15 protein-coding genes are annotated in these 21,577 nt (G+C 67.8%); 7 read left to right on the plus strand and 8 right to left on the minus strand.

What is annotated here, in order from left to right; all coding sequences use genetic code 11:
* Nucleotides 1-116: 116 nt before the first annotated feature.
* Nucleotides 117-1,373: a M20/M25/M40 family metallo-hydrolase gene (locus F3J18_RS09610; RefSeq protein ID WP_166912664.1), complete on the minus strand. Its 1,257-nt coding sequence runs from the start codon at nucleotides 1,371-1,373 to the stop codon at nucleotides 117-119.
* A 79-nt stretch (nucleotides 1,374-1,452) separates the two neighbouring features.
* Nucleotides 1,453-3,159 (minus strand): M36 family metallopeptidase, encoded by a 1,707-nt coding sequence (locus F3J18_RS09615; protein ID WP_166912665.1) that lies wholly within the window; start codon nucleotides 3,157-3,159, stop codon nucleotides 1,453-1,455.
* Between the two features lie 732 nt (nucleotides 3,160-3,891).
* On the opposite strand from F3J18_RS09615, the gene F3J18_RS09620 reads away from it, so the two are divergent.
* The gene (locus tag F3J18_RS09620; protein WP_166912666.1) at nucleotides 3,892-4,785 is read left to right on the plus strand and encodes a LysR family transcriptional regulator; all 894 of its coding nucleotides are present in this window, start codon (nucleotides 3,892-3,894) and stop codon (nucleotides 4,783-4,785) included.
* 24 nt (nucleotides 4,786-4,809) lie between these two features.
* Here the strand turns inward: F3J18_RS09620 and F3J18_RS09625 are convergent, their stop codons facing one another.
* From F3J18_RS09625 to F3J18_RS09645, 5 genes are all read right to left on the minus strand, one after another.
* Entirely contained in the window at nucleotides 4,810-5,742 is a 933-nt protein-coding gene (locus F3J18_RS09625) for a 2-hydroxyacid dehydrogenase (protein ID WP_166912667.1), read from the minus strand.
* Nucleotides 5,739-7,511 carry an IlvD/Edd family dehydratase gene (locus tag F3J18_RS09630; RefSeq protein ID WP_166912668.1) on the minus strand — a complete coding sequence of 591 codons (1,773 nt, stop codon included), beginning with the start codon at nucleotides 7,509-7,511 and terminating at the stop codon, nucleotides 5,739-5,741. Before F3J18_RS09630 ends, F3J18_RS09625 begins: the two co-directional genes overlap by 4 nt.
* Nucleotides 7,512-7,607: 96 nt before the next feature.
* The gene (locus F3J18_RS09635; protein WP_025097840.1) at nucleotides 7,608-8,555 is read right to left on the minus strand and encodes a dihydrodipicolinate synthase family protein; all 948 of its coding nucleotides are present in this window, start codon (nucleotides 8,553-8,555) and stop codon (nucleotides 7,608-7,610) included.
* 58 nt (nucleotides 8,556-8,613) lie between these two features.
* Complete coding sequence (locus F3J18_RS09640) at nucleotides 8,614-9,921, minus strand: MFS transporter (protein WP_025097841.1); 1,308 nt, start codon at nucleotides 9,919-9,921, stop codon at nucleotides 8,614-8,616.
* Nucleotides 9,922-10,304: 383 nt separating this feature from the next.
* The gene (locus F3J18_RS09645) at nucleotides 10,305-10,964 is read right to left on the minus strand and encodes an HAD family hydrolase (RefSeq protein WP_166912669.1); all 660 of its coding nucleotides are present in this window, start codon (nucleotides 10,962-10,964) and stop codon (nucleotides 10,305-10,307) included.
* Nucleotides 10,965-11,183: 219 nt separating this feature from the next.
* Between F3J18_RS09645 and F3J18_RS09650 the strand changes: the two genes are divergently transcribed.
* Nucleotides 11,184-11,651, plus strand: coding sequence for an MEKHLA domain-containing protein (locus F3J18_RS09650; RefSeq protein WP_025097843.1), 468 nt, complete (start codon nucleotides 11,184-11,186; stop codon nucleotides 11,649-11,651).
* 119 nt (nucleotides 11,652-11,770) lie between these two features.
* Nucleotides 11,771-12,826 (plus strand): hypothetical protein, encoded by a 1,056-nt coding sequence (locus tag F3J18_RS09655; RefSeq protein ID WP_025097844.1) that lies wholly within the window; start codon nucleotides 11,771-11,773, stop codon nucleotides 12,824-12,826.
* Nucleotides 12,827-12,985: 159 nt separating this feature from the next.
* On the opposite strand, the gene F3J18_RS09660 is transcribed toward F3J18_RS09655, so the two are convergent.
* Nucleotides 12,986-13,645 carry a metalloregulator ArsR/SmtB family transcription factor gene (locus F3J18_RS09660; RefSeq protein ID WP_166912670.1) on the minus strand — a complete coding sequence of 220 codons (660 nt, stop codon included), beginning with the start codon at nucleotides 13,643-13,645 and terminating at the stop codon, nucleotides 12,986-12,988.
* Between the two features lie 208 nt (nucleotides 13,646-13,853).
* Here F3J18_RS09660 and F3J18_RS09665 point away from each other — a divergent pair, with 208 nt between their 5' ends.
* The 4 genes from F3J18_RS09665 (at nucleotide 13,854) to F3J18_RS09680 (ending at nucleotide 21,536) form a co-directional block, all read left to right on the plus strand.
* On the plus strand, nucleotides 13,854-16,052 hold the full coding sequence (locus F3J18_RS09665) for a porin (protein WP_240156376.1): 2,199 nt from the start codon (nucleotides 13,854-13,856) through the stop codon (nucleotides 16,050-16,052).
* Between the two features lie 28 nt (nucleotides 16,053-16,080).
* Nucleotides 16,081-17,802: a tannase/feruloyl esterase family alpha/beta hydrolase gene (locus F3J18_RS09670; RefSeq protein WP_166912671.1), complete on the plus strand. Its 1,722-nt coding sequence runs from the start codon at nucleotides 16,081-16,083 to the stop codon at nucleotides 17,800-17,802.
* 498 nt (nucleotides 17,803-18,300) lie between these two features.
* Nucleotides 18,301-20,772, plus strand: a complete 2,472-nt coding sequence (locus tag F3J18_RS09675) for a type VI secretion system Vgr family protein (RefSeq protein ID WP_166912672.1) — start codon at nucleotides 18,301-18,303, stop codon at nucleotides 20,770-20,772.
* Nucleotides 20,769-21,536 carry a DUF4123 domain-containing protein gene (locus F3J18_RS09680; RefSeq protein WP_240154638.1) on the plus strand — a complete coding sequence of 256 codons (768 nt, stop codon included), beginning with the start codon at nucleotides 20,769-20,771 and terminating at the stop codon, nucleotides 21,534-21,536. Before F3J18_RS09675 ends, F3J18_RS09680 begins: the two co-directional genes overlap by 4 nt.
* Nucleotides 21,537-21,577 lie beyond the last annotated feature (41 nt).

The raw sequence follows: 21,577 nt of genomic DNA on the forward strand, positions 1-21,577 counted from the left end.
CAGCGTCGATTGTGCAGACGCTTCGCGATCCGAAGCGTCACGAAAACGTCACACACTTGTCTACCCGCGCCATGCCGCCGGCAGGCAGCGGCCCGGAGGCCGCGCCGCCGCCTGCCTCAGCGTTTCGCCACCGCCGCGCCGTCGCCCAGGTCCACCGCATAGGCCAGCGCCAGCTTGCCGAACTTCAGCGCGTGGTTCGCCTGCCGGTCCGAGTTCGCCAGCGTGTCGTTGACGGTATGGATATACGGGCTGTCGTTCTGGTCGGCCTCGAACGGGAACGAGGCGCGATAGCCCTGCGCGGTCCACGAGGCATGATCCGAGCACGCATAGCCGCACACCGAGGTTCCCACCGAGAGCTCCGGCAGGTAGGTCTTCGCGAGCGTCTGCAGATAGCTGTTCTGCGCGGCGTTCGTGTAGTCGGTGATCAGGTAGATATCCTTGGCGTCGCCCTTGTAGTTCGTCATGTCGAGCTGCAACACGCCCACCACGTTGACGTTCTGCGCGCGGAACTGCTTCGCGATCTCGTTCGAGCCCAGCAGGCCGGCTTCCTCGGCCGAGTAGCCAATGAACTTGATGGTGCGCTTCGGCTTGTAGTTGTTGGCCAGCATCACGCGCAGCGCCTCGGTCAGGCTGGCGATGCCGGAAGCATCGTCGTCGGCGCCCGGCGCGCGCGTGTTCTCCGAGGTCCGGCCGACCGTCGAATCGAGGTGGCCGCCCAGCACCACCGTGCCCGCCGACGGGTCGCTACCCTGGATGGTCAGGATCACCGACTTCTGCGCCCACTTGCTGTGCGTGAACTGCTCGACCGTGATGTCCCCGCGCGAGCCGGCCAGTTGCTTCCATTGCTGGGCCAGCCAGTTCGAGGCGGCCACGCCATGCGAGGTGGTGTAGTAGCGATTGGTGAAGTTGGTCGAGAGCGCCGTGATGGTGCTGACGATGTTGCTGGCCTGCAGTTGCTGGACCCATACCGCGATCGGCTGGGCGCTGGCGAGCGCGAAGTCGGCGTCGGCGGCGGCCTCGGCCTGCTTGGCCTGCGGCGCCGGCTGCAGCGCGCGCCGCGCCGCGTCGAAGGAATCGTGCACGATGAAGCCGGGCCCGTGGCCGCGCCCGTGATGCACGGCGTAGGCGAGCTCGCCGAGCACGGCGTCGTCGACGCGCGCGATATGCACGGTCTCCTCGTGCGCGGCGCCGTCGGCGGTCTTGCCGGCGGAAAGCGTGGTGCTGTAGAGCGAGGCCGCGCCGGCATCGAGCTGCCGGAGCTGCTGGAAGGCCGGATCGCCGAGCGTGATCCAGACCGGCGCCGCGTGCGCCGCGGCCGCGAACAGCGCGCCGCACAGCGCGAGCGCCAGGTGTTTCGGTTTCGGTAGAGGCATGGTCGTCCCGTCAAGGGTCATGATGTCGAGAAATCGGCGCGCGCCGCGGGTCGCGCGGCACGCGCCGGCCAGGCGATCCTCAGGATTTCTGCGGCACCGTCACGGCGTAGGTGCAGCTCTTGTTGTAGGCGTTCGCGATCGCGTTGATCTGCGTGCTGCTGTAGCCGAGCGCCGAGGCCGCCGTGATCACGGCCTGCGCGGCCGCCTTCTGGTTGGTCGAGCCGTTGGTCATCGACAGGCCCTTCAGGAAGGCCTTGTCCATCGCCTGGCCGCCGATCGCGTCGCGCGCCACCAGATTGCACGAGGCCCAGTACTGGCCGGCCGTGTGGATCTCGGAGCTGCGGATCTGCGCATAGGTGCGGCCGACGTTGTAGTTGGTCACGCGGCCCGGCCAGAATTCGTTGTGGCCGTCCCAGTTGTAGACCCAGTTGTACTGCGCGTCGGACGGGCTCCACTGGTTGAAGTCGCGGCTGTAGCCGGCCGCCAGGTAGTCGCCCACGCCTTCCGACAGGCCTTCCGATTGCGACAGCCCGCCGTTGGTGATCCAGTCGTGGATGCCGTGGCCCAGTTCGTGGATCACCACGTCGGCGTCCTCGGCGTCGTCCACGCCGCCCTGGCCGAAGGTCAGCTGGCCGCTGCCCGACGAATAGGCCGAGTTGTCGTCGCCCGATTCGCCATGCGGATCGAACTGCACGCCGCCCGTGTACTGGTAGGGCAGCGCCTTGATGCCCAGCGTCTGGTTCACGTAGCGCAGGAAGGTATCGATGTGGTAATAGGCGTTGACGGCCTCGAAATAGAGGTTGCCGCGCGTGAACTCGAAGGCCGGCGAGGACTGCACCGGGCAGGCGTTGTCGCGCGGCGCATCGAAGTCGACACAGGAGGCGAACGGTCCCGACAGCGAATAGCTCGCGCCCGATTGCTTCAGGTCCTTCAGCGTCACGCGCACGCGCGCGGCGGTCAACTGGGTGGAATCGGCGTTGTTGTTGTCCTTGTAGCCGGTGCTGCCGTAGCTGCTCTTGGTGGAGGACAGCGGATCGGGGCGGAACACGTAACCCGAGCCGTCGACGGCGTAGAAAGCCTTGTCCTCGGCGCGCAGCACCTCGCCGCTGGTCGCGTCGATCAGCAGTTCCCAATCGCCCTTCGGGCCGCCGTCGGGCCGGCCGCGCACCTTCCAGGCCGTGTGCGTGCCGGCCGCGTCGCGGAACGCCACCAGTTGCGCCTCGGCGTTGCGCAGCTCGCCGATGCCGAGATAGCTGCGCGCGCGATCGAGCGCCTGCTGCTGGTCCACCGCCTGCGTCTTGGACGCCTTGGGCGCCACGCCGCCGATCGCATTGCTGGCGACGTACAGCACGCTGCCGTCCTTGCCGATCGTCACGGCGATCTCGCTGCCGTAGACGGGCAGCCCCGCCGCCACCTGCCGCAGCCGCACCACCGTGAAATCCGGGTCCTGGCGCTGGGACACCAGCTCGAGGCCGGCCAGCGCGGTCGCGTCCAGGCCGAGCTGCCCGGCCTGCGTGGCCAGGAAATCGCGGGCGGTCGCCTCGGGCGTCGAGGCGGTCTTCTTCACGCGGTAAGCCGGGTTCGCGAGCGTGACCGACACCGCGCCGGTGCTGCTCGGCGCGGCCTCGCCGCCGGCGGCGGGCTTGGCCACGCCGCGCGTCAGGCTCTCGCGCAGGTTCTCGGCCTGCGGGTTGCCGGGCTTCGACTGTGCCGCGACGCCATGCACCATGCCGAGACCCAGTGCGATGCTCAATGCGAGCGGCAATGCCTTGCGTGCTGTCTGCATGTGTTCACCTCTTGCTACGGTTAGGTTGGAACCGCGCCCGGGGCGGGTCGCGGGTACGGCAGGTACAACCAGGCGCCGCGCGTCGGCACGACGATGCCGTCACGCAGTGCGAGACTGCGATGCCTTGGTTAGTGAAACTAAGTATCTTGCGCGGACCGGGCGCGCGAAGCGGGCGCGCTGGCTACGAGGTGCCGGAAGGCGGCGGGCGGACGGAGGAAACCGGGGATTGGCCGCTTGCTTGCATCGTCATCTGATACCCCTCGATGGATCGAAACGTCGATGGTGCCGCGGCAGCGATGCGTACCGATTGTGTCGGCCGGATTCTCGTGCAGCCCGCGGAAGTGTCGGACATATTACAGAATATTTTCTTGGAGATTGCGAATTATTTTCGATACTTCTTTCGTTGAAATCCTGCATTAACAAAATGACCGCCGCATGCCGCCGAAGCGGCATGAAATACCGGCCGCATCGCCTTGTCGCTTATGGCGCGGCAGGAACGAATCCATTCCATTTCGCGTCGATTGCGCTGCCAATGCGGATTCTTTTATTTATGGCAATTGATCACGATTCGATTAAAGATAAACGCGATCATCGACGGCAGGCTGAATGGCGCCGGTAAAGCGGCATCCATCGCGATAGCCGGGCGAACCGGTTCCGGTCGCGGCCCGCGCGAACCCGCGCGTCAGCACTGGCACCGATGGAAGCGGTTCCGCCCCGCCCCTACAATGCGCCATGGACATTCGTTACGTGCAGAGCTTCGTCGCGGTGCTGGAATGCGGTTCGATCGCCGAGGCCGCGCGCCGGCTCGACCTGACCGCAACGGCGGTGTCGGCGCGCATCCATTCGCTGGAGGAAGCGCTCGGCGCGCAACTGGTGCGCCGCTCGGGCCGGCGCGTGGTGCCGACCGCCGAGGGCCTGAAGATCCTCGACAGCGCGCATGCGGTGCTGCGCTCGGTGCGCGACATGCAGGCGGTCGCGCAGGACGGCCGCACCGAGCTCGGCGAACTGCGCGTGGGCGTGTTCGTCTCGGCGATGGTCAGCCTGCTGCCTTCGCTGCTGCAGCGTGTCTACGCGGCTTATCCGGGCTTCCGGATCTTCGTCGAACCCGGCGCCTCGGTGGAGTTGTGCAGGAAGGTGGGCACGGGGGAGCTGGATATCGCGATCGTCGTCGAGCCGCAGTTCACCATCCCCAAGACCTGCGAATGGCGCATCCTCACCGAGGAACCGCTGGTGGTGGTTGCGCCCGCAAGCATGGCGGGGCGCGACGCGCACGAGCTGCTGCGCGCCGAGCCCTTCATCCGCTACGACCGCAGCGTGCTCGGCGGCCAACTGGTCGAGCGCTACCTGCGCGACCACGACCTGCATCCGAGGCAGCGCCTGGAGATCGACGGCCTGCTGGCAATCGCGGCGCTGGTCGACAAGGGGCTCGGCGTATCGCTGCTGCCGGACTGGCCCTCGCTGTGGACCAGCGGCCTGGCGATCGCGCGGATCGCCCTGCCCGATCGCGCGCCGGTCAGGCGCATCGGCATGATCATCGCGCGACACACGCCGCGCCTGCCGCTCGCGCAGGCCTTCGCGCACGAAGCGGCCGAGTTGTTCAGTCCCGGACGCGACGGCGGTGACTGAGCCGTCGACATCGACACGCGCGCATCACACCGGCGTCAACGGCGCCTCCCCCGCCAGCACGCGATGCACGTTGTCGAGCATCAGCCGCAGCATGGTGCGGCGCGTCTCGTGCGTGGCCGAACCCGCATGCGGCGCCAGCACCACGTTGGGCATCGACATCAGCGGCGAATCCGCCAGCGGCTCGGCCTCGAACACGTCGAGCGCCGCGCCGCGTATCGTGCCGCGCGCCAGGGCACGGGCCAGCGCGGCCTCGTCGACCACCGAGCCGCGCGAGACGTTGACGAGATAACCCGCGGGGCCGAGGCTCTCCAGCACGTCGGCATCGATCATGCGATGCGTGGCCGCGCCGCCGGGGCAACTGACGATCAGGATCTCGGCGTGCCGCGCCAGCGCCGCCGCCTCGCGAAAGTGGAGATAAGGCACCGGCTTCGGCTCGCGGCCGCAATAGGCGAGTTCGACGCCGAACGGCGCGAGCCGCTTCGCGATCTCGGCGCCGATGCGCCCGAGCCCGACGATGCCGACGCGCTTGCCGGCCAGCCCCGTGGTCAGGGGATAGGCCGCGCGGGTCCAGTCGGAGGAGCGCACGTGGCGGTCCATCGCCGGAATCTCGCGCAGCAGCGCCAGCAGCAGGCCGACCGCCAGCTCCGCGACGGCCGCGTCGAGCACGCCCGGCGTATTGCTGACCACCACGCCATGCTCGCGCGCCGCCGCCAGCGGAATCGCGTCGTAGCCGACGCCCGAGGTGGCGATGATGCGCAGCGCCGGCAGACGCTCGAGCCAGGCCGGCGCGACGGGATACTGGCTGCGCGTGACGATCGCGCGGATCCGGCCGGCGAGCGCCGCGTCGCGCGCCAGGTCCGCCTCGACGTGGCATTGCAGCTCCGCGTCGATCGCCTGCTGCAGCTCGGCCGGGAATTCGCCGATCCGCAGCACATGGGGACGTTCCGGCCGGCTCATCGCGGGTCGCGCTCCTTGGCCCCGGCCTGCAGGCTCGCGGCGCGCAGGAAATCGAAATCGACGCCTTCGTCGGCCTGCGTGACCGTCTGCAGGAACAGCTTGCGATAACCGCGCTCGGCGCTCGGCCGCTCGATCGGCGTCTCGGCCGCGCGCCGCGCGAGTTCCTGGTCGGACACCAGCACCGACACTTCGCGCCGCGCCACGCTCAGGCGGATCCGGTCGCCGTCGCGCACATGGGCCAGCGGGCCGCCGATCGCCGATTCGGGCGTCACGTGCAGCACGATGGTGCCGAACGCGGTGCCGCTCATGCGGCCGTCCGAGATCCGCACCATGTCCTTCACGCCGGCCCGCGCGAGCTTGCGCGGGATCGGGATGTAGCCGGCCTCGGGCATGCCCGGCGCGCCCAGCGGCCCGATCCGCTTGAGCACCAGCACGTCGTCGGCGCTCACGTCGAGCGCCTCGTCGTCGATCCGCGCCACCAGGTCCTCGATGCTCTCGAACACCACCGCGCGCCCTTCGTGCTCCATCAGCCGCGGATCGGCGGCCGACTGCTTGATGATCGCGCCGCCCGGCGCGAGGTTGCCGCGCAGCACCGCCAGCCCGCCCTGCGGATAGATCGGCCGCGCGAAGGGGCGCACCACCTCCTGCTCGAAGCCGGCGCCGCTCGCCTTGATCCGCTCGCCGAGCGTCTCGCCGGTCACCGTCAGCGCATCGAGGTGCAGCAGCGGCTTGAGCTCGCGCAGCAGGGTGGCCACGCCGCCGGCCTTGTGGAAGTCCTCCATGTAGTGCTGCCCGGTGGGCTTGAGGTCGAGCAGCACCGGCGTCTCGCGGCCCATGCCGTCGAGCGCGTCCAGGTCGATGCGATGGCCGAGGCGCCCGGCGATCGCGGCCAGGTGCACGATCGCATTGGTCGAGCCGCCGATCGCCAGCAGCACGCGCAGCGCGTTGTCGAAGGCCTTCGGCGTCAGCACGCGGTCGATGGTGAGCCGCTCGGCCGCCAGCTTCACGGCCGCCGTACCGGTTTCCTCGGCCGCGCGGATCCGGTCGGCGGTGACCGCGGGCGGCGTGGCCGCGCCGGGCACCGTCATGCCGAGCGCCTCGGCGATGCAGGCCATGGTGCTGGCGGTGCCCATCACCGAGCAGGTGCCCACGCTCGCCACCAACTGGTTGTTGACGTCGGCCACCTCCGGCTCGTCGATCTCGCTGGCGCGGAACTTCGCCCAGTAGCGACGGCAATCGGTGCAGGCGCCCACCCGCTCGCCGCGATGCGAGCCGGTCAGCATCGCGCCCGTCACCAGCTGGATCGCCGGGATGCCGGCCGAGGCGGCGCCCATCAGCTGCGCGGGCACGGTCTTGTCGCAGCCGCCGATCAGCACCACCGCGTCCATCGGCTGCGCGCGGATCATCTCCTCGGTGTCCATCGACATCAGGTTGCGCAGGTACATTGAGGTCGGCGAGGCGAAGCTCTCGTGGATCGAGATGGTCGGGAAGTCGACCGGCAGGCCGCCGGCCAGCATCACGCCGCGCTTCACCGCCTCGATCAGCTGGGGCATGTTGCCGTGGCAGGCATTGAAGCCGCTGCCGGTGTTGACGATGCCGATCACGGGACGGTCGAGCGCCTGGTCGGTATAGCCCGCGCCCTTGATGAAGGCCTTGCGCAGGAACAGCGAAAAACCGGCGTCGCCGTATGAGGTGAGGCCGCGCTTCATGCCGGTGGCTTCGTCGTCGCCTGGGTTGCGCTTCGTCTGCTCGGAGGATCGATCGTCCATCATGTGTTCCTTGCTGGTGTCGCTGGTGTTGCCTGTGGCGCGGGCCTCGAAGGGCTCGCGCCTCCTTTGGAGTGCTGCGTGTTTCGTCTCGCGCGCTCAGGCCCGCTGCGCGGGCGCCACGCCCGGCATCGCGAAGCCGGCCGCGTCGAGCTCGGCCTGCAACTGCGCGGCGGCCGCTGCGTCGAGGGCCGTCAGGGGCGGGCGCACGATGCGCCAGCGCTCGGCGCCGCGCCGGTGCGCGAGCGTGGCCTTCATCGCCGGAATCATCGGCCGCGACTGGAAGATCTGGCGGATCGCCGTCACCGCCTGTTGCTGCGCCTGCGCCTCGGCACCGCCATCGCCGCCCAGTGCGCAGAGCCGCGCGATGGCGGCCGGATTCAGGTTGGCGGTCGCGCTGATGCAGCCCGCGCCGCCGATCGGCAGCGCCGCGCCGAGCAGGGCCTCGCTGGCCGGGAAGATATCCAGGCCGTCGGCCGCGAAGCGCTCGATCATCGCGCGCGTGTTGTCCCAGTCGCCCGAGGAATCCTTCACGCCGGCGATCGTGTTGGGGTAGCGGCGCAGCAGCCGCTCGATCAGCGCCAGCGTGATCGGCACGCCCGACAGCGCGGGGATGTGATAGAGGTACAGCGCGAGCCGCGCGTCGCCTACCCGCTCGATCACCTCCGAGTAGTAGGCGAACAGGCCGTCCTCGCCGAGCGGCTTGTAGAAGAACGGCGGCAGCATCAGCACGCCGGCCGCGCCGGCCCGCACAGCGTGCCGCGTGAGCCGCACCGTGTCGGGCAACGCCGAGGTGCCGGTGCCCGGCATCATCCGCGCGGCGGGCACGCCGGCCGCGAGCAGCGCCTCGGTCAGCTCGATGCGCTCTCCCACCGACAGCGAGTTCGCCTCCGAATTGGTGCCGAAGATCGCCAGGCCCGCGCCGCTCGCGACGAGCCAGCGGCAGTGTTCGACGAAGGCCTCGGCGTCGGGCGCGAGATCCTCGCGAAACGGCGTGAGCACGGGCGCGAGGACGCCGCGCAGGCGAGGGAGGGAAGAAGCGTTCATGCCTGGATTTCCTGGAGATCGGGAGCGGGGCCGGCGCGGCGCGGCTGGCGCGATGCTTTCATCGGTTGACGATCCGCGCGGGCAGGAAGACGACGATCAGCAGCGCGGACAGCGTCAGCGTGCCGGCCACCAGATAGAGGCCCGAGGACAGCGTGTGGGTCTGCGTCTTGAGCCAGCCGATCGCGGCGGGGCTGACGAAGCCGGCCAGGTTGCCGGTCGAGTTGATCAGCGCGATGCCGGCGGCCGCGCCCGTGCCGCCGAGGAACGAGGTGGGCAGCGCCCAGAACATCGGCAGCGCGCAGATCACGCCGACCGTGGCCAGCGTCAGGCCGATCATCGCCAGCATCAGCGAGTTGCCGCCGAACGCGCACAGGCAGAAGCCGGCAGCGGCCAGCAGGGCCGGCGCGCCGACGTGCCAGCGGCGCTCGCGGGTGCGATCGGCGTGGCGGCCCACCAGCAGCATCGCCACCAGCGCGCAGGCATAGGGGATCACGGTCAGCAGCCCGACCATGAACGGGTCGGCCACGCCCGAGTTGCGGATGATGGTGGGCTGCCAGAAGCCGATCGCGTAGGAGCCCATCACGATCCCGAACAGGATCAGGCACAGCAGCCAGACGCGCGCCGAGCCGAATACCGCGCCTACCGAGCCGTGCGTGCGCACGGCGGCATCGCTGCCCACCTCGTCGGCGATCACGGCCTTCTCGTGCTCGCTGAGCCACTTGGCCTGCTCGACGCGATCGTCGAGGAAGAAATAGATCACCACGCCCAGCACGATCGCCGGCAGCGCCTCGACCACGAACAGCCACTGCCAGCCGGCATGGCCGGCCGCGCCGTTGAAGGCATGCATGATGTAGCCCGACAGCGGCCCGCCGACGATGCCCGACACGGGGTTGCCGGCCATCAGCACGGCCACCATCTTGCCGCGCCGGTGCGAGGGGAACCAGTAGGTCAGGTAGAGGATCATGCCGGGGAAGAAGCCGGCCTCGGCCACGCCGAGCAGGAAGCGCACCACGTAGAACATGGTGGGCGTGGTGACCCAGGCCGTCACCAGCGAGAGCACCGCCCAGCTCACCATGATCCGCGCGATCCAGCGGCGCGCGCCGAGCCGGTGCAGCAGCAGGTTGCTGGGCACCTCGAAGAAGAAGTAGCCGACGAAGAACAGGCCCGCGCCGAAGCCGTACACCGCCTCGCTGAAATGCAGGTCGCCGAGCATCTGCAGCTTCGCGAAACCGACGTTGACGCGATCGAGGTAGGCGACCACGTAGCAGATGAACAGCAGCGGCATGAAGCGCCAGGCTGCCCGCCGGAAGGTCGCGTCGGCGGACGGCCGGGCCGCCCCCAGGGGTATCGCGGGGTGAGTCGACATTCGCTTGTCTCCGTGTGCCGGCGCGCGCCCGGACGAGGCGCGCCGTCTTGCGAGCGCGTCTCTGGCGGACGCGCTTCGTCGGTACCTGGATCGGCTCAGGTACGGTCCGCCGGAGCGTGCTGCGGGAATCGCTTGGTTTCCGGCGTTGCAGCGAGTATTGCAAGCTTCATCTGGCCGAAAAAGCAGGGATTGCGTCGTTCAGACCTCAAAATTTTTTCTGTTTGGCGTCGAGGCTCGGAACGTGGACTTCGTGGTTTCGAGGGGAAATGGCACGGCTCGCTCGAGTCAATCGGCCAACTTGACGAATCCAGAACAAGCACATCGCAGCTGTCCACTGTCCATGGACCGTGGACAGCTGCGCAACATCGCGATCGGAATCCGGCTCAGCCCTCCGCCCCCATCTCCAACACCTCCCCCAATTCCCTCTCGATCGCGCGGCACCCGCGCTCGCGCCATTGCGCGCTAGAAATCTTCCCCGTCACCGCGCCGACGAAACGCGTGCCGGCCGCCGCCGCGGCCTGCTGGTCGGCCGTGTGATCGCCGACGTAGATCGCCTCGTCGGCCTTCACGCCGAGCAGGTCCAGCGCTTTGAGCAAGCCTTCGGGATCGGGCTTGTGCCGGCCGACATCCTCGTGGCCGACGATCACCGTCACCAGCTGGGCGAGATCGAGATGGTGCAGGATCTGCTCGATCCGGTAGCGGTACTTGGTCGAGACGATCGCGACCGGGATCCGCCGCGCATGCAGCTCGGCCAGCAGCGCGACCGCGTCCGGGTAGAAGCGCGTCATGCCCACCATCACCCGGTCGGCATGCGCGACGAAGCGGCTCCGGTAGCTGGCGGCCAGCGCCGCATCCTGGTTGCCGCTCAGGAATGCGAAGGTCTGTTCGAGCGTCAGCCCGATCGAGTCCTCGATGCGCTCGCGCGGGGGCACCGCCTGCCCCATGTCGGTCAGCGCCGCCGCGGCGCAGAAACAGATCGCATCGCTCGAATCGGCGAGCGTCAGGTCGAAGTCGAACAGGTAGGCGCGGGGAGAAAAGGACATGGTCGGGCCGGGCAAAAAGGGCTTTCGATCATAACGGATCGCGCCGCGCGACGCCGCTTCGCATCGTCCCCGCCAAGCTCGGGCACGGCGCCGACGCGGCGCGCGTTTGTCGCCTACAATGCCCCGAGCTTCGCCGCCTCGCGCCCGCTCCGGGCGCGCCGGTTTCCTCCATCCACGCCCCGTCGCCTCACAGGTATGACCCAGCCCACCCCCGCCCCGCTGTCGCGCAGTACCGATCCCGAATTCTTCGCCCTCCTGGCCGACAGCTATCGCCGCCTGCTCGGCAAGCCGCTGGTGCCCGACAGCGTGCCCGCCGAGGCGCGCGCGGCCTGGCTCTACGAAAGCGCCCCATTCGGCATCCTCGCGCACAACACCGAGGCCGATCCGGTGTTCGTCTACGGCAACCGGCGCGCGCAGGCCATCTTCGGCTACGACTGGCAGGAGCTGACCTCGCTGCCCTCGCGCCTGTCGGCCGAGGCGCCCGAGCGCAGCGAGCGCCAGGCCTTCCTCGACCAGGTGGGCGCGCACGGTTATGTCGACAACTATCGCGGCATCCGCATCGCCAAGTCGGGCGAGCGCTTCTGGATCGAGGGCGTGACGGTCTGGCAACTGAGCGATGCCGACGGCACCTGGCGCGGGCAGGCCGCGCTGCTGCCGAACGTGACGCCGATCGAGGCCGCGCGCTGAACCTCGCCCGGCGCCGCCGGGCCGCCTGTCGATCGACGGAATAAGCACGCCCTGCCGGGCGTTCTGCCTCTGAACGGAGCGTCATCCCCGACGTCTCCCCCGCTTCGGAGCGCAGTTTCATGGACCCTACGCGCAGCACCGCCCGCCGCCGGCTCGCCGGCGCCCTGCTCGGCGCCTGCCTGGCCGGCACGATGGCCCTGCTCGCCAGCCTGCCGGCCGGCGCCGAGCCGGCCCCCCACCTGAGCGACGTCGAGCGCAATTACCGCCGCCTGCTGGAGGTGCTGCAGCACAGCCCCGCGGCGCTGTCCGACCCTGCCCAGCGCACCGAGCTCACGCGCGCCTCGGCGCTGTTCCTCGCCGCGCTCAAGCGCGACGGCAGCGCCCGCGACGCGCTGGTCACCGACACCCGCAACATCGTCGCCTCGCTCGGCGACGGCAGCTTCAGCGCGGCCGGCAGCATTCGCGCGCTGCAACGCGACGCGGCCGCCGGCAACGCGCTGCAATCGGGCCCCTGGGACCCGAGCACGCTGCCCGGCGCGTCGATCGCGGCGCCGATCGGCATCAACCTGGTGCAGAAGCACGAGGGCGACTGCGTCGGCATCTCGGTGGTCAAGGCCTTCTCGACCACGCCGACCGGCAAGGACATCCTGCATCGCGCCGTGCGCCAGCTCGGCCGCGACCGCTACAGCGTCAGCCTGCCCGGCGATCCGTCGCGCACCTACACGCTCGCGGCCGACAGCCTCGACCAATACGGCACCGGCGATCCGGCGGCGGCCGCCATCGTCGGCGCGATGTTCCAGTATTTCCATCTCGACCCGGCCAAGGGCTCGCTGCCGACCAACAAGGTGATGGCGGTGCTGGCCGGCGGCTACGGCACGCATGCGCGCCTGGCCGATCGCGACAGCAGCAGCCAGGACATCGTCGGCTTCCTCGGCCAGCACGCCGACGAGCTCGGCTCGCGCGTGGCGATGGTGTTCGGCGGCAAGCCCGACCGGCACGGCGACTGGTCCAAGGGCGACGGCCATGCCTTCGCGGTGATCCGCGTCGACGTGCCCGGCAACATGGTCTATTACACCAACCCGTGGAACGAGTCGGTGGTCAGGAAGATCGCGCTGTCCGATCTCGCCAGCCAGGCGGCAGGCACCTCGGCCGACTTCGAGTTCGTGCGCTTCTAGGCCGGCGCGACGGCTTCAGACCCAGGCTTCACACAGGCTTCAGAGCGAGCCCGGCCACCGGTCCGGGATTTCAGTGCCGAAGGCGTGCCGCGCCTTCGGCTTTTTTTTCGTCGGCGTCGCAGCGAGATCGAACGTCGAACGTCGAACGCCCGACCTCGCTCAGGCGGCGGCCCGCTCCCGCACGCGATAGACGCAGCGCCGCGCGCCTGCCGGCACATGCTCGACGCGCTCGATCGAGGCCGCGTCGCCGAGCATCTCGCGAAAGATCTCCAGCTCCGAGCGGCAGACCCCCTGGCAGGCGGTGGCCGCCGCGCAGATCGGACAATGGTTTTCGATCAGCAGCCAGCCGTCGCCGTCCTCGGCGCGCGCCCATTCCGCGAAATACCCCTCCCGATCGCGCAGCTCGGCCAGCTTCGCGAGGCGCGCCTCGAGCCCGGTCACGCCCGCCAGCGCGCGCGCATAACTCTCGCGCGTCTCGGCCTCGCGCGCGCGGATCAGCAGGTCGAGCGTGGGCTCGCCCAGCGTGCCGCGGATGATGCGGATCAGGTCGACCGTCATGTCCGCATGCGCGTCGGGGAAATGCGCGTGCCCGAGCGCCGTGAGCCGCCAGACCCGCGCCGGCCGCCCGACGCCCTGCGGCACGTTCTCGGCCGCCACCAGGCCCTCCGCCTCCAGCTTCTTCAACTGCTGACGCGCGGCCTCCGAGGTGGTGCCGAGGCAGGCGCCCAACTCGGCCGATTGCTGCGGGCCGCGGCGTTTCAATACGTTCAGCACGCGCTCGGAAACAGGCAGCGCGGACTGCGGAAAGGATTCGTCCATCGATCGCTTGTCAATCAGGGGGCTTGTTCAAAGCAGGGAAACAATCGGAGCCAGCGCAATATTCACCCGAATAAAACAAGGGAATTCTTGACTAACTGGCCCACCAAGGCAAATCATGTGCGCGATTCTTACAAAATGCCTGGGAGATTGTCATGCCCCGTTCCCTTCTATTTCCGGTTCTCCACCGCCCAGCCCGGCGGGCCGCGCGATGAGCCCGGCCACCACCACCTCCTCCTGGGGCGAGCTGCTGTCCGGCCGCAACGGCCTGCGCTCGATCGCGCTGGCCGGCGGCGTCGCGCTGCACGCGATCAACATCTACCTCGCCACCACCATCCTGCCTTCGGTCGTGCACGAGATCGGCGGCCTCGAGTACTACGCCTGGAACACCACGCTGTTCATGGCGGCCTCGATCGTCGGCGCGCCCTTGTCGACCAACCTGCTGGCCCGGGTCGGGCCGCGCGCCGCCTACCTGGTCGCGCTGGCGGTGTTCTGCGCCGGCACGCTGGCCTGCGCGGCCGCGCGCGACATGCCCTGGATGCTGGCCGGGCGCGTGGCGCAGGGTTTCGGCGGCGGGATCCTGGTCGCGCTCAGCTACGCGCTGATCCGCATCGTGTTTGCGCCGCGGCTCTGGTCGCGCGGCATGGGCATGGTGTCGGGCATGTGGGGCATCGCCACGCTCTGCGGCCCGGCGATCGGCGGCCTGTTCGCCGAATCGGGCCACTGGCGGCTGGCCTTCCTCGCCCTGCTGCCGATCGCGGCCCTGCTGGCCCTGATCGTGATCGCGCAACTGCCGGCACGACAGACGCAACGCGCCCCGGCCGCGCCCGCCGCGCTCGGCCGGATCCTGCTGCTGGCCGCCTCGGTGCTGGTGGTGTCGGTGGCGAGCCTGTCGCGCAGCGCCGCGGCGAACGTGGCCGGCATCGCCGTCGGCGTCGCGCTCACGCTCTGGATCGCGCGCCTGGAGCGCGCCCCGCGCGTGAGACTGCTGCCGAGCGGCGCCTATTCGCTGCGCCAGCCGCTCGGCGCGATCTACGCCTGCATGAGCCTGCTCGGGATCGGCGTGACCACCGAGATCTTCGTGCCGTATTTCCTGCAGACGATCCATGCCCAGCCGCCGCTGCTGGCCGGCTACCTGAGCGCCCTGATGGCGGCCGGCTGGTCGATCGGCTCGCTGGTCGGCTCGGGCCGCGGCCCGCGCTCGGCGCGCGTGCTGATGCGCGGCGGCCCGGTGCTGGTCGCACTGGCCTTGCTCGCGCTCGCGCTGCTGATGCCGGTGCCGGGCCTGCTGGCCGCCGGCGCGGGCTGCGCGTTGGTCGCGCCGATCGCGCACGCGCAGTCGAGCGTGACGCTGTACGGCATCATCGACACGGGCGTGGAATTCGTGTCGCACGCGAACGCGGCCGGCGACCACGTGGTGCGGATGCCGGCCGTGACGGGCGAACTGCCGTCGCGCTGGGGGCTGCGCGGCAGCGAGGATCTCGGCGGCGGATACCAGGCGATCTTCACGCTGGAAAGCGGCTTCAACGTGCGCGGCGGCGATCTCGGCCAGGGCGGCCGGCTGTTCGGGCGGCAGGCCTTCGTCGGGCTGAAGGGCGGCTTCGGCACGCTCGCGTTCGGCCGCCAGTACACGATGACCTATCTCGCGCTGCAGGGCGCGGACATCATCGGCCCCGACATCTACGGGCTCGGTTCGCTCGATGCCTATGTGCCGAACGGACGTGCCGACAATGCCGTGAGCTACATCGGCAGCTATCGCGGCGTGACGCTCGGCGCCGCCTATTCGTTCGGTCGCGACGGCGCGGGCACCGGCAATTCGCCGGGGCAGGGAACCTGCGCCGGGCAGGTGCCCGGCAATACCGTCGAATGCCGAAACATGTCGGTGATGCTGAAGTACGACAGCGCGCACTTTGGCGCGGCGGCTTCGTACGAGGAGCAGCGCGGCGGCACCGGCGCGGCGGCGAACTTCTTCGATGGCGTGGCGCCTGCCGCGCTCGCCAGCAGCGGCGGCAAGGACGCGCGCGTGCAGGTGAGCGCCTATGCGCAGGCGGCGGGCGCGCGTATCGGCGCGGGATGGATCGGGCGGCGCGTGTCGACCGGTTCGCCGAGCGTGGCCGGCGCGCATTCGGATCTTTTCTTCCTCGGTGCCTCGTATGCGGTGAAGCCCGATTTCATCGTCGATGGCGAGGGATATCGGATCGTCAACGCGGCGCACGACACGCGCGCGACGATGGCGACGCTGCGCGCGACCTATCTGCTGTCGAAGCGGACCTCGGTCTATGCGCAGTCCTCGTATCTGTGGAACAGCGCGCACGCGAGCTACGCGGTGAGCGGCGGCGGTGCCGGCACGACGCCCGGCGCGGGAATGAGCCAGCTCGGCGCGATGGTCGGCGTCAAGCACATGTTCTGATCCGGCAGCTTGAGACGAGGGGGATATCTTGAACGGAAAATATGCATTCCTTTGTTTGTCGCCGCTGTTCGTGGTCGGGCTTGCCGGTTGTGGCGGCGATGGCACGACCAACGCCGCGCCCTCGCATCTGGGCGCCGCGACGCCGGCAGCGATGGCGCAGAGCTGCGATGCGCTCGCCGCGAAGCTCGCCTACGCGAATACCACGTTCACGTCCGTGACCACCGCGTCGGCCGGCGCGCTGACCGTGGCCGGCAAGCCGATCGCCGAGCATTGCGTGATCGAGGGGAAGATGAACGAGCGCGTGAGCCCGGTGGATGGACAGACTTATGCGATCGGCTTCGAGATGCGCTTGCCGAAGGCATGGAACGGGCGCTTCTTCTACCAGGCGAACGGCGGGCTGGACGGCAACGTGGTGACCGCGACCGGCGAGATCAGCGGCGGCGGACCGTTGAACGATGCGCTGAACATGGGCTTCGCGGTGATCAGCTCGGATTCGGGGCATGGCGCCGCGCAGAACCCGCTGTTCGGCATCGATCCGCAGGCGCGGCTCGATTACGGCTACGCCGCCGTGGATGCGCTCACGCCGATGGCCAAGCAGGTGATACGGCTGGCTTACGGGAAGGCGCCCGATCGCAGTTATTTCGACGGCTGCTCGAACGGCGGGCGTCATGCGATGGTGACGGCCGTGCGCAATGCGGGCGACTACGACGGGATCATCGCGGGCGATCCGGGTTTTCATTTGCCGAAGGCGGCGATCGGCGAGATGTATGGCGCGCAGCAGTTCGCCAGGATCGCGTCGGCGACAGGGGCGAATGGCTTGCCGGATATTGGCAGCGGGTTCAATGCGGCGGAGCGGCAGTTTGTCGGGGCGAGGATACTCGATCAATGCGATGCGCTGGATGGGGTGGCTGACGGGATGGTGCAGGACGTCAGTGCTTGCCAGGCGCATTTCAGTGTCGAGACGGATATTCCGACCTGCGTTGGCGGTGCGCGGACAGGGGCGTGCCTGACGAGCGAGCAGAAGACGGCGCTCGAGAATGTGTTCGCGGGCGCGCGCAACAGCGCGGGGACGGCGCTCTATGCGGGCTTTCCATACGATCCGGGCATTGCGGGCAGCGGCTGGGCGGCGTGGAAGCAGTCGAATTCCATCACGCTCGATCCGGCCGCGATGGCGTTCACCTTCATGACGCCGCCGAAAAGCGCCGCGACGCTCGCGAACCTGGCCGGGTTCGCGTTGGGGTTCGATATGGATGCGGATGCGCCGGCGATCTTCGCGGCGAACGGCGCGTATACGCAATCGGCATGGTCGTTCATGACGCCGCCCGATGAGACGAATCTTTCCGCGCTGAAGTCGCGCGGCGAGAAGATGTTCGTTTATCACGGCACGGGGGACCCGGTGTTCTCGTTCGACGATACGAAGGACTGGTACGAACGTGTGGCGCAGGCGAACGGCGGAAGTGCGGCGGATTTCGTGCGCTTTTATCCGGTGCCGGGGATGAACCACTGTTCGGGCGGGCCGGCGGCGGACCAGTTCGACATGCTCACGCCGCTGGTGGCGTGGGTGGAGCAGGGACAGGCGCCGGTGGCGATCGTCGCGGTGGCTCGCGACGCGACGAATGCGGTGCCGAATGCGGACGTGCCGGCTTCGTGGGGCGCGGGACGCACGCGGCCGCTGTGCCCGTATCCGCAGGTGGCCAGATATAACGGCTCGGGGGATGTGAATTCGGCGGGGAGTTTTAGTTGTCGGTGATATGGGAGGCGATGCGCTTATCCGGGGTGGTTTGCCGGATAAGCGAGACAGATTGCGATATTGCAAGTTGGAATGATGAATGTGCTCCAAGTATTTGAAATTCAGTTTGTGTGTAATGTTGTCGCGTTTTGCATGCCTTGCAGAAGATGCCGATCGAGTCGGCGATGAGCGTGCCCGAGGTAGGTGTAATCGAACAGGCAGACGATGCGGAGCCAGCCGGCTGTTTATCCGGCTTGGCCATTATTGGAATTGTCTCCGCCTGTCCCTCGGCGACAAGGCAGGAGAGACGCCATGAAAACGGCAAATCGGGATGAGTTTTTCGTCAATGCCCTGCCAGTTTTGCTGATAGGCCAATGCTGGTCTTTGTGTTATACGTGCAAAGCTATTGCTGCACGCCGGGCGCGACCAGTTTGAGTTTGATAAGCCCCTTTTTTTTGCGTGCATTAGGGCGCACGGGTGGCCCGGCTGCATCTAGCGCCCGAATTGGGGATAAGAACGATGCAAAACACCGCACAAGCTTTGAGAGACCTTGCGCTGGGCCCGCAGCATAATCGACAACTGCAAGTCGGCTTCCCGGACAATAACGCGCCGTCCGAGATTCTGCTGCCGAACAAATTCGAAGCAGTCGAGGCGTTGTCGAGGGATTTCGCTTACCGGCTGGAAATCCTGTCGGACAACGATCATCTCGAACCGAAAGACTTCATCGGCAAGCGCGTGACGGCTAGCTTGATGCGCGGCGACGGTAGCCAGCGCTATTTCAACGGCTATATCTTTGCATTCCGGCACATACGCACCGATGGCGGCTGGGTGTTCTACGAGGCGCATATTGGCCCCTGGCTACGTTACCTGAAGTACAGCCAGCACAATCGCCTGTTCCTCGACCAGAACCTGCACGACCAGACGGCAACAGTCTTTCAGAATTACGGTGTCCTGCCCGAATGGGCCTGGCAGGTCGGCGAGGACGATCCTCGCATGACGATGGCCTGCCAGTTCGACGAAGACGACCACAACTACGTCCATCGACGCTGGGAGTTCGCGGGCTTCGTCTATTGGTACGAGCACACGGCTACGTCGCATAAATTGGTCGTTTCCGATCCGACTCGCCCCGCGCCGACGATCGACGGCCAGGTTCACGAAATTCGTTTTCACAATGGCATGGGGGCGGAAGAATCGGACAGCATCCTGAGCTGGTCTCCCTTCCAGCAGACGACCTCCACGCACGCGCAACTATCCCGCTTCGACTTCAAGGCGCCGACACCGACCAACGTGCAAACGAGCCTGGCGAATCCCGAGGCCTCGCTGCCGCAACTCGAATGGAACGAATACGCCGGGGCTTACGGCTATCGGAACATGGATCATGGCTATCAGGTCGTCAACCGCCGGATGGACGAGATCGAGGCCACGATCAAGCGCTTCGATGCGGAAGGGAACAATCGCTTCGTGCAACCGGGGCGCTGGTTTCGGCTCACCGACCGTTACGGCTCGGCAATGAGCCGCAATCGGCGTGACGATGAATACCTGATCGTCTCGGTCCGGCACGTGGTAACCAACAACTATCTGCAGGACGCGGGGATTCCGGCGGAATATCGCAACGCGTTCACCTGTGTTCCCAAGACTGCGCCCTGGCGTCCCGGCCGCGGCTTCAACAGCGTCGACACGAAGATTTTCGCGCCGCAGACCGCGACGGTCGTGGGGCAATCCGGCACCAGCATACACACCGATGAACACGGCCGAGTCCTGGTTCAATTCCACTGGGACCGCGACGGCAACTACTCGACATGGGTGCGCGTTGCCAGCGGATGGGCCGGCGGTGCCCAGGGGCTCGCGGCGCTGCCCCGCATCGGCTCCGAAGTGATCGTGCAATGGCTCGATGGCAATCCCGATCATCCGATCATCACGGGGCGCGTGATGAACGCGCGCAACGTGCCGTCGTGGAAGCTGCCGGAGCAGAACGCGCTGATGGGCATCCGCAGCCGCGAGCTGAGCGGTGCCGACGGCAACGCATCCTCGGGCCGCAGCAATCACCTGATCTTCGACGACACGGCGAACGCCATCCAGGCACAGCTGCGCTCCGATCATGCGGCCAGCCAGTTGTCGCTCGGCAAGATCACCCGCATAGAGGATTGGCAAGGACGCAAGGACGCCCGGGGCGAAGGCTTCGAGTTGCGCACCGATGAAGTCGGCGCGATCCGGACCGGCAAGGGCATGGTGATCAGTACCGAGGTGCGTCCCGCCGCGCAAGGGCATCTTTCCGATATTGGCGAGCCGGTATCGCGCCTGACCAAGGCACAGACGCTGCATGGGCAGCTCGGCAAGCTCGCGCAGCAGTATCAGGCGCAGGACAGCGGCTCGGGCCAGGCGCCTGTCGTCGATGCGCTGAAGTCGCAAGTGGATGGCATCCAGGGCGCGGGGGCGACCGGCAACGGCAGCAGCGGCGATTTTCCGGAACTCAACGAAGCGCAACTGCTGTTGGCGGGCGCTGCCGGTATTGCCTTCACGACGCCTGCTACAGCCCACCTGGCCGGCGGGCAGCACGTGGCCGTCACGGCCGGCGACAGCGTGTCGATCGCGGCCGGCAAATCCTTGCTCGCCAGCGTGTCGGATCGGTTCTCGCTGTTCGTGCACAAAATGGGCATGAAGCTGATCGCGGCGAGCGGCAAGGTGCAGGTGCATGCCGAAAACGACGAGCTGGAATTGTTGGCGAAGAAGGTCGTCGCGATCATCAGCACGACGGACTGGATCAACATCACGGCCAAGCAAGGCATTCGCCTGACGGCGGGAAACAGCCAGCTGGAGGTCAGCGCAAAGGGCATCGTGGGCTACACGCCCGGCGAAAACAAAATCCACGCGGGTAGCCACGATACGGTTGGCCCGCAAAGCGTCCCCGCGCAATTCCCGGGATCGGAATTGTGCTCTCAATTGACGGACGGTGCGGCGAGCACCGGCGAAGCCTCGGTTGCGCTCTCATGATGGACGCTCGACTGAATACGCTGTCGCCGTCGATCCTGTCCGAGCTCGACTGTCCCGAACTTCTCGCGACGGGATTTCTGCTTGTCGAACCTGCCACGCTGAAGCATGCGCCTGATCTGGCCTCGCTCGATATGCGGGCTTGTACGCCGCGTGCCCTGTCGCATCGCGAGGAGCTGATGCCGCGCTTGCTCGATATCGGCGAGCTTGATCCCGAGGCGCAACGCATTGCGACGGAACGTTGGAAAGAAGAAGCCAAGGCTGACAGGCCGCCCGTCGCCTGTGTCTGGATCGATTCTCCCGTGGATGCCGATACGCTCGTCGAGCATATCGCGCGGCACCTGGTGGGGCCGGGCGAAGGCGGCAAGCCCGTGTTCTGGCGGTATTACGATCCACGCGTCCTGAGCCTCGCTCTCGCCGTGCTCGATCCGCTGCAACGTGCAGCCTTACTCGGGCCGTCGAAGGCCTGGCATTTCGCGTGGGCGGGCTATCGATGGTCCTGCCTCGGGCCGGATGAGGAAAGCGGGTCGTCGATTGATCAACAGTCCGCCTGGCCACGGCCTGAGCAGTGGCCTCGTATCAACCGCAGCGAGATCGCTGATCGCATTGTCCAGCGACTGCCGGTGTTGCCGGCCGAGCAGGCAGTGGAACTGCCGGCCGCGCTGGATCGAGCACTTGGTCTTGCCGCCGAGCAAGCGCCGATGACGGCTGAGGCGCTTGTCGATGAAGTGGTTCGAGCATTGAGGCAGGAATTCGTGATCGGCTAGCGGCCGTCTTTTCGTATCGATGGAATGTCGAGGATCAACCC

Source organism: Burkholderia sp. Ax-1720 (assembly GCF_011753035.1).
GTDB classification, from domain to species: domain Bacteria; phylum Pseudomonadota; class Gammaproteobacteria; order Burkholderiales; family Burkholderiaceae; genus Burkholderia; species Burkholderia gladioli.